The 14,513-nt window shown below is 65.3% G+C and carries 13 protein-coding genes; 8 read left to right on the forward strand and 5 right to left on the reverse strand.

Translation table 11 applies throughout. From position 1 onward, the window contains the following. Positions 1-2 precede the first annotated feature (2 nt). Positions 3-191: a hypothetical protein gene (locus MKK67_RS02505; RefSeq protein ID WP_243962064.1), complete on the reverse strand. Its 189-nt coding sequence runs from the start codon at positions 189-191 to the stop codon at positions 3-5. Positions 192-526: 335 nt separating this feature from the next. Here MKK67_RS02505 and parE point away from each other — a divergent pair, with 335 nt between their 5' ends. Next, positions 527-2,587: a DNA topoisomerase IV subunit B gene (gene parE, locus MKK67_RS02510; protein WP_243962070.1), complete on the forward strand. Its 2,061-nt coding sequence runs from the start codon at positions 527-529 to the stop codon at positions 2,585-2,587. Between the two features lie 386 nt (positions 2,588-2,973). On the opposite strand, the gene MKK67_RS02515 is transcribed toward parE, so the two are convergent. Together MKK67_RS02515 and MKK67_RS02520 are read right to left on the reverse strand one after the other, a co-directional pair. Beyond that, on the reverse strand, positions 2,974-3,465 hold the full coding sequence (locus MKK67_RS02515; protein WP_243962071.1) for a PRC-barrel domain-containing protein: 492 nt from the start codon (positions 3,463-3,465) through the stop codon (positions 2,974-2,976). A gap of 176 nt (positions 3,466-3,641) precedes the next feature. Beyond that, positions 3,642-4,511, reverse strand: a complete 870-nt coding sequence (locus MKK67_RS02520; protein WP_243962072.1) for an outer membrane protein — start codon at positions 4,509-4,511, stop codon at positions 3,642-3,644. A 419-nt stretch (positions 4,512-4,930) separates the two neighbouring features. Here MKK67_RS02520 and MKK67_RS02525 point away from each other — a divergent pair, with 419 nt between their 5' ends. The 3 genes from MKK67_RS02525 to MKK67_RS02535 all read left to right on the forward strand — a co-directional run bounded on the left by MKK67_RS02525 (position 4,931) and on the right by MKK67_RS02535 (position 8,227). Further along, a complete protein-coding gene (locus tag MKK67_RS02525; protein ID WP_243962073.1) occupies positions 4,931-5,293 on the forward strand; it encodes a hypothetical protein in 363 nt (120 codons plus the stop codon). Between the two features lie 185 nt (positions 5,294-5,478). Further along, positions 5,479-7,071: a DEAD/DEAH box helicase gene (locus MKK67_RS02530; RefSeq protein WP_243962074.1), complete on the forward strand. Its 1,593-nt coding sequence runs from the start codon at positions 5,479-5,481 to the stop codon at positions 7,069-7,071. Positions 7,072-7,165: 94 nt separating this feature from the next. Continuing rightward, entirely contained in the window at positions 7,166-8,227 is a 1,062-nt protein-coding gene (locus tag MKK67_RS02535) for a sensor domain-containing diguanylate cyclase (protein ID WP_243962075.1), read from the forward strand. 9 nt (positions 8,228-8,236) lie between these two features. On the opposite strand, the gene MKK67_RS02540 is transcribed toward MKK67_RS02535, so the two are convergent. Continuing rightward, complete coding sequence (locus tag MKK67_RS02540; RefSeq protein ID WP_243962076.1) at positions 8,237-8,614, reverse strand: HesB/IscA family protein; 378 nt, start codon at positions 8,612-8,614, stop codon at positions 8,237-8,239. A gap of 131 nt (positions 8,615-8,745) precedes the next feature. After that, positions 8,746-9,732, reverse strand: a complete 987-nt coding sequence (locus MKK67_RS02545; protein WP_243962077.1) for a threo-3-hydroxy-L-aspartate ammonia-lyase — start codon at positions 9,730-9,732, stop codon at positions 8,746-8,748. A 262-nt stretch (positions 9,733-9,994) separates the two neighbouring features. Between MKK67_RS02545 and MKK67_RS02550 the strand changes: the two genes are divergently transcribed. From MKK67_RS02550 to MKK67_RS02565, 4 genes are all read left to right on the forward strand, one after another. Further along, on the forward strand, positions 9,995-10,207 hold the full coding sequence (locus tag MKK67_RS02550; RefSeq protein ID WP_243962078.1) for a hypothetical protein: 213 nt from the start codon (positions 9,995-9,997) through the stop codon (positions 10,205-10,207). A 286-nt stretch (positions 10,208-10,493) separates the two neighbouring features. Next, complete coding sequence (locus MKK67_RS02555; protein WP_243962079.1) at positions 10,494-10,679, forward strand: hypothetical protein; 186 nt, start codon at positions 10,494-10,496, stop codon at positions 10,677-10,679. A 543-nt stretch (positions 10,680-11,222) separates the two neighbouring features. Continuing rightward, a complete protein-coding gene (locus MKK67_RS02560) occupies positions 11,223-12,215 on the forward strand; it encodes a site-specific integrase (RefSeq protein WP_243962080.1) in 993 nt (330 codons plus the stop codon). A 193-nt stretch (positions 12,216-12,408) separates the two neighbouring features. Then, positions 12,409-13,446, forward strand: coding sequence for a YihY/virulence factor BrkB family protein (locus MKK67_RS02565; RefSeq protein ID WP_243962081.1), 1,038 nt, complete (start codon positions 12,409-12,411; stop codon positions 13,444-13,446). Positions 13,447-14,513: the final 1,067 nt, after the last annotated feature.

The raw sequence follows: 14,513 nt of genomic DNA on the forward strand, positions 1-14,513 counted from the left end.
GGTCAGACCAAATAGCTGATCGTTGCCGCCAGGGCGGTGGCAAAGGTCGCGATGGCGACAGTTGCGGAGGCCACGAGCAGACGGGATTGCGGCACGGTCACCGTTTCCTCGTCGCACCCGAATGCGGTGCCGGCGGCATACTCGAAACGGATCAGGGTGAGGCGGCGGGCCTCGATCGCGGCGTTGCTCATCGACGGCGGCTCCCTGACCACGGTCAAGTTCTTTTCCGACCTAACGCGGACGGAGCCATCCGGTTCCGATCCGGGACGGCGAGGAAGCGTTAACTCACCGTTGTGCAACGTCGTGATGACGGCAGCCGCCGCGAGACGGCGCCCGGCGTAGGCTGCGCCCCTCGCTCGTGGCGGCGCAGCATGCGATGGTGGGGCGGTTCGGCGACGCACCGGACGCTCTGGATGTTTCTGTTTTGTTCCGCTATGATGCGGGGATGAAGGCGCATGCTGCACGATCGAACGCCCGTCTGCCCGACACCGAGCCGGCCGATGCGCCGCGTTCGCGGAGGCCGCGCGTGAGCGATCCGGCGCGCGACCTGTTCGGGCCAGGCAGCAAGCCCCCTGCCCCGCGCGCGACGGAGCCGCGGCGGCGGCTCGCGGAATCGACCTCGGTCCCGACCATCGCGGCGGCCGAGCCCGAGGCCGGCTACACCGCCTCCGACATCGAGGTGCTGGAGGGGCTGGAGCCGGTCCGGCGCCGGCCCGGCATGTATATCGGCGGCACCGACGAGCGGGCGCTGCATCACCTCTTCGCCGAGGTGATCGACAATTCCATGGACGAGGCGGTGGCCGGCCATGCGAGCTTCATCGAGGTCGAGCTGGAGGAATCCGGCTCCCTGGTGATCACCGACAACGGCCGCGGCATCCCGGTGGACCCGCACCCGAAATTCCCCGGCAAATCGGCGCTCGAAGTCATCATGACGACGCTGCACGCCGGCGGAAAGTTCGACTCGAAGGTCTACGAGACCTCCGGCGGCCTGCACGGCGTCGGCATCTCGGTGGTCAACGCCCTGTCCGATCTCCTCGAAGTCGAGGTCGCCCGCAACCAGACCCTCTACCGCCAGACCTTTTCGCGCGGCCACGCGCAGGGGGCGCTGGAGCTGGTCGGCCGCGTGCAGAACCGACGCGGCACCCGGGTGCGGTTCCATCCCGATGCCGAGATCTTCGGTTCGCTGAAGTTCGACCCGCGCCGCCTTTTCAAGATGGCGCGGTCCAAGGCCTACCTGTTCGGCGGCGTCGAGATCCGCTGGCGCTGCGCCCCGGTCCTCCTCGAAGGGCTGGAGGGCGTGCCGGCCGAGGCGGTGCACCGGTTCCCGGACGGCTTGCGCGACTATCTGGCCCGGGACATCGAGGGCAAGGAGCTGGTCACCGAGGCGATGTTCACCGGCAAGGTGACCAAGCCCGGCTCCCACGGCTCGCTCGAATGGGCGGTGGCCTGGATGGTCGCCGAGGACGGCTTCTCGCATTCCTACTGCAACACCATCCCGACGCCGGAGGGCGGCACCCACGAGGCCGGCCTGCGGGTCGCGCTGCTGCGGGGCCTGCGCGAGCACGCCGAGCGGGTGAACCAGGCCAAGCGCATGACGGCGGTGACCACCGACGACGTCATGGCGACCTGCGCGTCGATGATGTCGGTGTTCATCCGCGAGCCGGAATTCCAAGGTCAGACCAAGGACAAGCTCGCCACCGTGGAGGCCCAGCGCATCGTCGAGACGGCGGTGCGCGACGCCTTCGACCATTGGCTGGCCGCCTCCCCGGCCCAGGCCAACAAGCTGCTCGACTGGGTGATCGACCGGGCCGAGGAGCGGCTGCGCCGGCGCCAGGAGAAGGAGGTCGCCCGCAAGAGCGCGACCCGCAAGCTGCGCCTGCCCGGCAAGCTGGCGGATTGCTCGGCCGCCGGCACGGCGGGCTCCGAGATCTTCATCGTCGAGGGCGATTCCGCCGGCGGCTCGGCCAAGCAGGCCCGCGACCGGACCACCCAGGCGATCCTGCCGCTGCGCGGCAAGATCCTTAACGTCGCCTCGGCCTCCCGGGACAAGCTCGGCGCCAACCAGCTGATCTCGGACCTGACGCTGGCGCTCGGCTGCGGCACTGGTTCGGCCTTCCGGGAGGCGGATCTGCGCTACGACAAGGTGATCATCATGACGGACGCCGACGTCGACGGCGCCCACATCGCCTCGCTGCTGATCACGTTCTTCTACCGGCAGATGCCCAAGCTGATCGACCGCGGCCATCTCTACCTGGCGATCCCGCCGCTCTACCGGCTGCAGCAGGGCTCGAAGGTGGCTTATGCGCGGGACGACGCCGACCGGGAGCGGATCACCAAGACGGTGTTCAAGGGCGGCAAGGTCGAGATCGGCCGCTTCAAGGGCCTGGGCGAGATGATGCCGGCCCAGCTCAAGGAGACCACGATGGACCCGAAGAAGCGCACGCTCCTGCGGGTTGCGATCCTCGACGAGGCAAGGGAATCCACCGGCGACACGGTGGAGCGCCTGATGGGCAACAAGCCGGAAGCCCGCTTCGCCTTCATCAGCGAGCGCGCCGCCTTCGCCGACGGGGTCGATCTGGATATCTGAGAGGGATCGCCTCTCCCCGGATCCGGTCTCTCATCCGTGATGCGACGAGGACCCCTTCCAGCAACCATCGCGTCATTCCGGAGCGCCGGAATCACGGTGGGGCGGTAAGACAACACCTCGCAGCGTGTTGGACCCGTCCTTCCAACCAATCCCCCTCATCCTGAGGTGCCGAAGCGGAGCGGAGGCCTCGAAGGAGCCCTCCAGGGAGCGCGGAGATATCTGGAGGGCTCCTTCGAGGCCCAGCGATCTTCGATCACCGGGCACCTCAGGATGAGGGGGATTGGTTGGACGCGCGGATCAGGTCCAGGCCAAACCCTGCCGAGCAACCGCGTCTCAACGTGATCGGGGGCGGCCCCGAGCCCGGATCGACGTGGTCGCAAGCAAAACTAATCCGCCGCCATCGCCTTGGCCGGGTCGAAGGGCTGGGCGGCTGCGACCGTGTCTTTGCTCATGTTGAGCACGGCGGAGAAGCGATCCCCGCCCGGCCGCAACACGAGGGCGTCGGGCTCCACGGCGATGCGCTTGCTGCCGAGGCCCAGGACGCCCCCGACATCCAGCACCACCGCTTTCAGGGCACCGCCATCGGCGATCAGCAGATCGTCGATCTTGCCGACATTGTCGCCGGCCGGATTGCGCACCACGACGCCGATCATCGTGGAGGCCATGAAGGAAACCGGCTTGAGGCCCTGCCGCTTGGTCGCGGCCTCGGCGCTGCCCGCCGACATCAACCGGCCGCGGTCGTCGCCCCCGGTCGACGTACCGGGCCCGGTGCCGGGCAGCACCGTCTTGTTGCCGATCACGCTGGCGTCCTGGGCTCCGGCCGGGGACCCGGCCAGAACGACGACGGTTAGCGGCAGGAGAAAGAATGCGTGTCGCATAAGGGATCGCTCCGGAGCATCCGAGCAATCCGGGCGCTACGGTCATAATCCCACGCTGAAAGGGCCGTTCCTGTCGTCCCTGTCGCACCGGGCCTCCGGAAACGACGAAGGGCCCGACCTTGCGGCCGGGCCCTCCATCCCTGCGGCGCCGGCTGGGCCGGCGCCGAGGTTCGATCTTAGTACGAGCCGAACTTGTAGTTCACGCCGGCGCGGACGACGGCGAACTCGGTGTTGGCGGCGGCGCCGTTGAGGTAAGCGGTGCCGTTCGGGGCCAGCAGGTTGCCATAGTACACGCCACCGGCGGTGTTCTTCTGGCGGTCGAGGTTCACGTACAGGCCTTCGACCTTCAGGGTCACGGCCGAGGACTTGAAGAAGTTCAGGAACGAGTCGGTGGGCAGAGCGTACTCGAGACCGCCGCCGACGGCGTAGCCGGAGCGGAAGCTGTCGCGGAAGCGGTTGCCAGCGAAGTTCTGGTCGTCCTGGCCGGAGCCGTAGGCGTAACCGCCGGTGGCGTACACGAGGGTCCGGTCGAAGGCGTAGCCGAGGCGGCCGCGCACGGTGCCGAAGTAGTCGAGGCCGTTGCCGCTGGTGGCGACGTAGGCGCGCGGCGGGAAGAACGCGATGCCGGTGTTGGTGCCGGTGAAGGCATAGTTCTGGGTGGCGTTGGCGCGACGGGCGAAGTCGACGTACTGGGCGTCAGCCTCGATGCCGACCACGATGCCGGAGCCCGGCGTGAACTGGTAGTTGTAGCCGATCTGCGCGCCGCCGGTGAAGCCGTCGTTGTTGCTGCGGTTGTTGACGCTGACGATGCCGTTCGTGCCGGCCGAGTTGACCAGCGAGCCGGTCGGCAGGGCGTAGTTGGCGGTGTTGCGGCTGCTGGCATCGAAGCCATAGCCGGCGTTCACGCCGACGTAGAAACCGGTCCAGGTGAACACCGGCACCGGCGTGAACACCGGCGGCGGCGCAGCGCGACGCGGCAGATCGGCCGCGGAGGCGGCGACGGTCATGCCGGCGAGAACGGTCGATGCAAGAAGAACTTTTTTCATGGTGCCATAGGTCCTGGGGTTGGCTTGAGCCGGCTGCCTTCTAGGCGCTCTCGGTCGGCGGGTCTGTCGCTTTCCTGCAACAAGCTCGCCGAGACTAGCCCGATCTCGTCAACGAAAGGTGAAGGTTCCGCGCACACATTCCCGTCATCGGAAGTCGGTCGGGTATCGTAAGCTGCATCGAACCTCTAACAAAACCTGAAGACTAGCTGGCATTGCGGTACCGGCCCGCTGCAGGATCTGGCCGATTCGGAATACGCACTGATGAGCGTCCCGCGATCGGGCCTCCGGGGTGGCGTTTTATTTCGGCACGCCCGGCGCGTCGCCGGCCCGTCTTGCGTAAGCCGCCGATTAACCCTGTTCGTTTAAGCCTGCTGGCATCGCCCGTTGCCGGTCCCGCGGCTTGGCGGAGAGGATCGTCCATGCTCGCGCCCGGCGAACGGCCCACGAAACCGTTCGGGACCCGCCGACCCGCTGCCGAGACGGAGAGCGGCGTCACCGCGAACCTCGGCGCGAAACCGCCGGACCGGCCGGCGGGATCCTTGGCGGGATCCTTGACCTGGGCGCTGCGCATCTCGGCCTTCGTCGGGGTGCTCGCCATCCTCGCGACCCACCAACTCGCCCGGCTGAGCCAGGCCGACCCGGCGCCGGTACAGCTCGCCCTGGGCGGACACGGGCTCCCGGCCGATCCGGAGACCACCGGCTCGATCGCTCCGGGCGCCGCCGCGCGGGCGACCCGCCTCGACCCGTGCCTGCTGCCCGCCCTGGATCGCCATCAGCCCTGATCGGCTGTGCGTGGGACCCGGATGCGCGCATTGCGAGATTGACAAGCTGCGCCAAGCCCCTAACTGACTGCCCCATGCGCCCCGCGGCCACGGGTGCGTTCGTGCGCCTTACGAGAGCCCTCCCGAGCCGTTGCCGCGACGGTGTCCACCGCGCCGGCCGGGCGCGCAACGGTTCCTGAACGCAGATGCCTTTTTCCGACCTGGGACTGAGCGAGAAAGTCCTCAACGCCGTCGAGACGGCGGGTTACACCGAGCCGACGCCGATCCAGGCCCAGGCCATCCCCCACGTGCTCGCGCGCCGGGACGTTCTCGGCATTGCCCAGACCGGCACCGGCAAGACCGCGGCGTTCACGCTGCCGATGCTGACGCTGCTGGAGAACGGCCGCGCCCGCGCCCGGATGCCGCGCACGCTGATCTTGGAGCCGACCCGCGAGCTGGCGGCGCAGGTGGTCGAGAATTTCGACCGCTATGGCACCAACCACAAGCTCAACGTGGCGCTGATCATCGGCGGCGTGTCGTTCGCCGATCAGGACGCCAAGCTCACCCGCGGCACCGACGTGCTGATCGCGACGCCCGGCCGCCTCCTCGACCATTTCGAGCGCGGCAAGCTGCTGCTCACCGGGGTCGAGCTGCTGGTCATCGACGAGGCCGACCGCATGCTCGACATGGGGTTCATCCCCGATATCGAGCGGATCGTGAAGATGGTGCCGTTCACCCGGCAGACGCTGTTCTTCTCGGCGACCATGCCGCCGGAGATCGAGCGGCTGGCTGACATGTTCCTGCACAATCCGCAGCGGATCGAGGTGGCGCGGCCGGCTTCCACGGCCTCGACCATCACGCAGCGGCTGGTGGCGGTCGGTTCCGAGGGCCATGCCAAGCGCGAGCGCCTGCGCAGCCTGATCCGCGGCGAGGCCGAGCTCAACAACGGCATCATCTTCTGCAACCGCAAGCGCGACGTCGCCTTGCTGCAGAAGTCGCTGGTCAGCCACGGCTTCGACGCCGCGGCGCTGCACGGCGACATGGACCAGCGCGCTCGCACCACGGCGCTCGACGCGTTCCGCGCCGGCGAGACCGCCCTCTTGGTCGCCAGTGACGTGGCGGCGCGCGGCCTCGACATCCCGGCGGTCAGCCACGTCTTCAATTTCGATATCCCGCACCATCCCGAGGATTACGTCCACCGGATCGGCCGCACCGGTCGGGCCGGCCGCAGCGGCGCCGCCTACACCCTGGTCGCCCCCGGGGACGATCGCTCGCTGAGCGCCATCGAGGCGCTGATCGGGCAGCCGATCCCCTGGCTGGACGGCGATCTGACCACGGTCGCCGACGATTCATCCGCCGATACCGGCACGCGCCATCGCGGCCGTTCGGGCGAGGGCCGCGGCGGGCGGCGCTCCAGCAAGTCCGAGGGGCGGTCCTCCGAGGGGCGGTCCTCCGAGGGGCGCTCCGAGAAGCGCGCTTCTGAGGGCAGGTCGTCCGAGGGCAGGTCGTCGGAAGCCCGGTCGGCGGACTCGCGGTCGACCGAGGTCAAGTCCGAGCCCAGGGCTGAGGCCAAGCCCAACAGCCGCGGCACCGGTGAGGCCGGGGGCCGTCAGCGCTCGCGCGAGGCTGCCCCGCGCGGCGAGGGCCGTCCGGCCCCCCGTCCCGAGCCCGTGCGCGAGGACCGGGTGCGCGAGGAGCGCGGCCGCCGCAACGAGCCCGACGGGGATACGCCGATCGGGCTCGGCTCACATGTTCCGGCGTTCTTGCTTCGACCAGTCTTGGCAAAGAAAGAGAAGTAACGTCTGGTTTAACGTTCCGGCTACGAACGGGGACTAGACTGGTTTTGGGCCGTGGATGAGTGATCCACCGGCGGCCCCGGACCGCGGGTTACGGATGAGCCAGGAGACCTATTCGGATCGCGACCGCAGCTTCGCCCTGGCGAAGCGGGCCCATGATCTGATCCGGGATTACGGTCCCTCGGCGACGCCCCGCGCCTACGCGGTCTGGTACGCCTACGTGTCGGGCGAGCTGCCGCTGCTCGGCGACGCGGTCAAGCGCCTGACCACGCAGAACGGCTGCCTCACGGACGCCGCCATCGACGACCTCCACGAGACCTATCTCGATGGCCGGCAGCTCACGAGCGCCACCGGCGATATCAGCCGCGGGATGCTCGACGAGATCGCCGCGGTCACCGAGATTTTGGACCTGTCCCTCGGCTCGACCACGCAATACGGCGAGGCCCTGCGCGGCCTGGCCCAGGATCTCGCGCAGGAGGGCCTGCCGACCCGGGCGCGGCTCGGCGAGATCGTCTCGACCCTGGTCTCAACCACCCGCGAGGTCGTGGTGAACAATCGGGTCCTGGAAGCGCGGATGCGCGAGACCCGCAGCGAGATCGAGACCCTGCGCGAGAAGCTGGAGGCGAGCCGGCTCGAGAGCCTGACCGACGCCCTCACCGGCCTGTCGAACCGCAAGCATTTCGAGGAGACGCTGAAGGCTTCCGTGGAGGCCGCCCGCCTCGGCGCGGCCCCGATGAGCCTGATCGTCCTCGACATCGATTTCTTCAAGCGGTTCAACGACCTGTACGGCCATCTCACGGGTGATCAGGTGCTGCGGCTCGTAGCGATCGTCATGCGCGAGAATGCCGGCAAGCAGGCGCTGCTCGCTCGGTTCGGCGGCGAGGAATTCGGCATCGTGCTGCCCGGCGCCGACCGCGCCGTGGCGCGGCAGGTAGCCGACACGGTCCGGGCCAGCGTGATGGGTCGGGAACTGGTCAAGCGCTCGACCGGCGAGTCGCTCGGCAAGGTCACGGTCTCTCTCGGCATCGCGGTGCTGCACGCCAGCGACAGCCCGGCCTCGCTGCTGGAGCGGGCCGACCTGTGCATGTTCGCGGCCAAGCGCGCCGGCCGGAACCGCGTTGTGGATGACGCGGCCGACTCGCTCTCGCAGGTGGCCTGACGCGAAGCGTCAGACCCGCGCCGGGATCCGGTCTTCCGAGACCGGCGTGATCGCCACCGATTCGCCGCAGCCGCAGGCCGAGGTCTGGTTCGGGTTGTTGAACACGAACTGCGAGGCAAGCTTGTTGGTGGTGAAGTCCATCTCGGTGCCGAGCAGGAACAGCACCGCCTTGGGATCGACGAACACCCGGACGCCGCGATCCTCGACCACGTCCTCACCGGGCTTGACCGCCTCGGCGTATTCCATCGTGTAGGACATGCCGGCGCAGCCGCCGTTCCGAACGCCGACCCGCAGGCCCGCGATCGGCCGGTCGGCATCCGCCATGATCGCCTTGATCCGCTCGGCCGCGCGATCGGTCAGCGAAAGAACCTTGAAGCCAGCAAACATCGTCACCCTCCCGCCCATCCGGGTTCAAGGCCCGGGAGCGCGCATTCTGACAGGCACAAGATAAGCATCCGTCCCCGTCCGGTCCACTCCGGCCGGGCCACAGGGCCGCGGCATTCGGCGTGTAAGCCCGATTACCCGACAAGTTGCGCGAAGGTGGCGAGGTCGACGTTGCCGCCGCTGATCACCACGCCGACGCGCTTGGCCCTCACGTCGACCAGCCCGTGCAGCACCGCCGCCGCTGCCAGGCAGCCGGTCGGCTCGACCAAAAGCTTCATCCGCTCGGCGAAGAACCGCATGGTCGCGACGAGCTGCGCGTCGGAGACCGTGAGGATGTCGGTGACGTCCCGGCGGATGATCGCGAAGGTGAGGTCGCCGAGCGCCGTCGATTGCGCCCCGTCCGCAATGGTCCGGGGCACCGGGATGGTGACGACCTGGCCGGAGCGGAACGATTGCTGCCCGTCATTGCCGGCCTCCGGCTCGACGCCGATCACCAGGCAGCCGGGCGATAGGGCGGCGGCCGCGAGCGCGCAGCCGGCGAGCTGGCCGCCGCCGCCGAGGCACGCCACCAGCACGTCGAGGGGCCCGGCCTCCTCGATCAGCTCCCGCGCCAGGGTCCCCTGCCCGGCGATCACGTCCGGATGGTTGAACGGCGGGATCACCGTCATGCCCCGGGGCTCGGCGAGCTCGCGGCCCAGCGCCTCGCGATCCTGGCTGTAGCGGTCGTACAGCACGACCTCGGCACCGTAGCCCCGGGTCGCGGCAATCTTGGCCGCCGGGGCGTCGGACGGCATGACGATGGTCGCCGGGATGCCGAGCAGTTGGCTCGCCAGGGCGATCGCCTGGGCGTGGTTGCCCGAGGAGAACGACAGCACCCCGCGGGCGCGGACCGCCTCCGGCAGGGCGCTGATCGCGTTGTAGGCGCCGCGGAACTTGAAGGCCCCGCCCCGCTGCAGGTTCTCGGCCTTGAAGAACAGGGTCGCGCCGGTCATCGCGTCCGCGGTGCGCGAGGTCAGCACCGGCGTGCGATGGGCGATTCCGGCGATGCGCTCCGCCGCCTGGGCGACGTCCGCGTAGGTTGGCACGCCGCGCGCGGCCTTTGTCTCTCCTGGCTCCGGCATCGTATTCCCGACCGCTCCCGCGCTGTGCGAAGCCGCCTCAATACGGACGATTCGGCTCCGGCGCATCCCGTCGGCTCGCAAGCCGGGTCACAGGCCAAGGTTCCTGCCAAGTTTGAGGCCAAGCGGAGCCATTCATTGGCCCAGAGCTTGTATCGCTGGACGAATTCAGGAGGTGCGTCGCGATGCAGGGCGAATCGAAGGTCGGGACCGCAGCCCCAGCCGCGATGAAGCGCGGCCTTGCGGGCGCCCGATGAGCGACCGGATGCGCGATCGACGGGCCGGCGACGAGGCGACGGAGGTCACGTTCCGGGGGCGCGGGCTCGCGCTGTGGTCCGGAGGCCGGCTGATCCTGCTCGTCTGCCCGCTCTGTTCGCAACGCAATGCCAGACGTGGCGCCGAGCGGGGCATCTGCGAATGGTGCGCCTACGTGCCCTCGCAGGATCAGGCCGAGCCGGTGGAGCGTGGGGACGGCTGAGGCACCTTCGCATCCGTTCATGCTCGGGCACGCGCGATCCCTTGAAGATGTCGAGAAATTGGGTTTCACTGGCTGATATCGGGCACCACACCGTGGCCGTGAGATGAAGTGTTCGCGCAGGTCGAACTGGTATCGATCGGGGGACGCGGTCGCCTGACCGAATGGCGACGGCATCGCGTGCTGCGTACTATTTACGATTGCAAAATCTGGTCGCAATCTCAATTATAAGTTAGGGGGCTGCCGACCGGGAGGTATCATGCAACCGTCGGAATGCTGCATTTTTCGCATGATCATCGCATCCGTGATCGGGAGCTTTGTCACACTCTTGCTCGTCCGGGGCTTCGACCCCTGGGCCCTGGTGCTGATCCCTGTCGGGGGAAGCGTCGCGACCCTGTTCGTGATCGCCCTGTTCCAGGCCGTGAGCCTCGCCCTGACGGCTCGGTCGCGCCAGAACACTGAGTCTCCGACCTAGCGACGGGTTGCGCGGACCTTCCCACCCTCACCCTCATCCTGAGGTGCCGCAGCGAAGCGGAGGCCTCGAAGGAGCCCTCCGGAAGTCTCCGCGATCCCTGGAGCCCTCCTTCGAGGCCCAGCGATCTTCGATCGCAGGACACCTCAGGATGAGGGGAGAGATTGGGATCTCAGAAGCCTTCACCACGGGCATCGTCTGTGCGAGTGGAGCTGAGCGATCCCGGAGCGCGATGTGTCTCCGGGCTGCTGTGCGCGTAACCTGGATGCGGGGCGAGCGAGCCGCCTCCGCGCCGGTATCGACCGTCAGGTGTGGATCACCTTGCCATACGCGTCGAGCACGCTCTCGTGCATCATCTCGCTGAGCGTCGGGTGCGGACATTTGACTTTACATGATGAGCATCAGGGTCCGTGGTGCAGTTGTAAAGTTCAATTGATTCAACAACGTAGCGGGCAGAACCTACGCTCGTAGTACCGGACTTGAAACTGACACTGGGCCTCCTTCGGAACTCGCTGGCACAATCTGGGCACAGTGAGATTCAAACCGATGGCAACGATTAGGAAGCGGAACGGCAAATGGCACGTCCAGGTCAGGCGGAGAGGCTCCCCTGCCCTCACCAGATCTTTCCTGACCAAATCAGACGCACAGGTCTGGGTGCGACATATTGAGACAGAGGCCGATCGGAGGGGCTTACCGGCCAATCGCAAGATCCTTGATGACCTGACTGTTGGTGACCTGCTGATCCGCTACCGGGATGAAGTGTCACCAACCAAGCGGGGAGCCTTCCGTGAGACCATGGCAATCCGGGTCCTGCTGAGACACCCGCTGTCAAAAACTCCTTTGAGTGCGCTCACTGTTGCCAAGGTGGCACACCATAGAGACACACGGCTCAAAGCCATTAAACCCGGCAGTGTAAACCGAGAGCTGGCAATCTATCGGCACGCTCTTGAGGTGGCCCGGCACACCTGGGGTTATCCGATTCCCGAGAACCCATTCACGCTCGTCAAGAAGCCAAAGGTGTTCAACGCTCGGTCTCGACGCTTGGAGCCTGGAGAATGGGAGAAGCTACGAGCTGCCTGCCTGCGATCGAGAAACCCTCACGTTCTCGCCATGGTGGAGTTTGGCATTGAGACGGCCATGAGACGTGGAGAGGTTTTGAAGGTCCGGTGGGCCGACCTCGATGAAGCGAAGCGCACTCTGCACATTCCACAAACTAAGAACGGCCACGCTAGGACCATCCCGCTCACCTCCAAGGCTTTAAGCATCCTGTTGGCTAGGAGACCCGACTCGCCTTCAAACAACGAGCTTGTGTTCCCCACGACAGAGGATGCTGTAAAAATGGCATGGAGGCGCATTATGGGGCGCACCGACCTGCCAAACTTTCGGTATCACGACTTAAGGCATGAGGCAGTCACTAGGTTTTTTGAGTTAGGTTTAAGTATTCCGGAAGTAGCGCTCATAAGTGGTCATCGGGATACGCGGATGCTGATGAGATATACCCATTTGAAGCCCGAATCTGTGGTAGGCAAGTTACCTTGACCGATATGTTGAGACAGAACTGCAATAACTGAATTCGCTCAGGCAAAGTTTTCGCTTGTTGGTGTCTTCCTTGGGGTAGCCATCCATTTCAGACAAGGTTTCCCCGAGGGACACAAACCGATCAGGTCACTGGCTCGCAGGACAGAAGGGCAATACGCTCCCTTGAGACAACCCTGTCCGTATGAGCGGCCGCATGACCCAGGACCAGGAAGAAGGTGAGGACTGGCGTTCGGTGGCCACTCGGGCTCCCAACGAGGCGACGATCAAAACCGCCCAGGAGAGGGCTCGTGAACCGGGCCGTGGTCATTCTGCAGAGAGCCCCACCGATATCCCAGCTGCTGGATGGAAGGATGTTCTTCAGCGGGTAATTTGGGCGATCCCTCGGGATAGAGTGCTGTCCACCGCTGGTGGTGTCGCCTTCTTCAGCCTTCTGTCGACGTTTCCGGGCATTGCCACGGTCGTCTCGCTCTACAGCCTGTTCGCAGATCCAACGGTGATCGGCCAGCATCTGAGCCTTCTTCAAGGCGTCCTACCGGATGGCATTCTCAACCTGATTAGTGATCAGCTTCAACATGTGGCCAAGCAGGGAGCGGGGACCCTGGGAACAGCCTCACTGCTGAGCTTCCTGATCGCCTTTTGGAGTGCAAACTCAGGTGTAGCTGCTCTCTTTGATGCCCTGAACGTTATTTACAGAGAAAAAGAAAAGCGCAACTTGGTGCAGGTCTATCTGACGACCTTCCTCTTCACGATCACCGGAGCCCTCGTCACCGTTGCGACGATTGCCGTGGTTGTGGGACTGCCGATCTTTCTAGGTCGGATTGGATTGGGCGAGCGGACAGATACACTGTTCCGGGTCATCCGCTGGCCAGCACTTGTCGCTCTCGTGAGCCTCGGCCTTTCGTTGGTATACCGATATGGCCCGAGCCGTCGGGAGGCTAAGTGGAGGTGGGTGAGCTACGGCAGTGTCGCTGCCGCCGTCGGCTGGGTCAGCACTTCGACGGTGTTCACCCTGTATGTAGCCACCTTCGACAGCTACAACCGAATTTATGGGTCACTCGGAGCAGGCATCGGCTTCATGACCTGGATCTGGCTCTCGATTGTGATCGTCCTGCTCGGTGCTGAACTGAATTCCGAGATGGAGCGGCAAACAGCGAAAGACAGCACGGTGGGTCGACCGAAACCTTTAGGTTCTCGAAAGGCTTTTGCAGCGGATACAGTTGGACCTCCGTAGTGATCCGAATCTGACGGTTGGCATTGATTGTTGGGAGGCGACTTCCGAATCAGAAATTTCTTTCTTCTTCGACATGAGGCAGCGACGGATCGGGAATGACCTGGGACGACGTTCTTGCAATAGGTTTGAAGCTGCCTGATGTAGAGGCTGCGAGATCCTATGGTACGCCCGCCCTCAAGGTAAGGGGCAAGCTTGTGACACGCTTGCGTACTGAGGACGACAGCCTTGTCCTTCACAGTGTGCCCGCAGACGAACGTGAGATGTTAATCGGAGTTAACCCGCAGGTTTTCCATGTCACGACCCATTACCTTGGGCATCCAACCGTTCTTGCCCGATTGGCAGTTTTGGAGCCTGAGGGCCTTTGGCCCTTCCTGGTACGCCGCTGGCGAGAGGTTGCGCCGAAGCGTGCTGTCATCAGCTTTGATGCAGCGCAGGCCAAGAGTTAACGGACTGAAATATCACGCTCTTTTTCACTTTGAGCGAACCTTCAAACTTGGGTCTCAACCGGTCGATTCTGACCATTAGGCCGATCGCTGAAGTGCAGAAATAGTGAGCGAGATTGTCGAGCTTTGTGTTCGATGAAACCGCTGAGAATTCCAAGTGCCGAACAGCTCTGAACCTTCCATCACGACCGGAGGAAGTTGCCCGACTTGATTGGCCTATGTTGCCTTTCGTGTCTCCGCATTGTCAGTAGCAGGTCAACGTGAGTCATTGGAAGCGGCTCAGTTCCTAAGCTGGCATAGATCGACCTAAAGCTGGCTGCGAAGGCTGATCGGGTTCCTTCAGACAGGGCAGAAGAGTGATTGGTAGCTGGCTGCTGCATCGAAGTTCCTATTTCGTTCTTGTCCTTCATGGGTGGATAATAGTTAACGATAAGTTAATAGCGGAGCTGTCTGTCATGGGTAATGTGAGACCTTGAGGCTTCTACTGACCTGACCGGCTGGCTTTGGACCGGGCTGATTGAGAGGATCAGCCAGGACCGGAGGAGTCGGACATGCGGCGAGGTCAGAAGACGAACGCGGAGCAGGTGGTGCTCAAGCTGCGCCAGATCGAGGTGCAGACAGCTC

The organism is Methylobacterium sp. J-072, assembly GCF_022829425.1.
Taxonomy (GTDB): domain Bacteria; phylum Pseudomonadota; class Alphaproteobacteria; order Rhizobiales; family Beijerinckiaceae; genus Methylobacterium.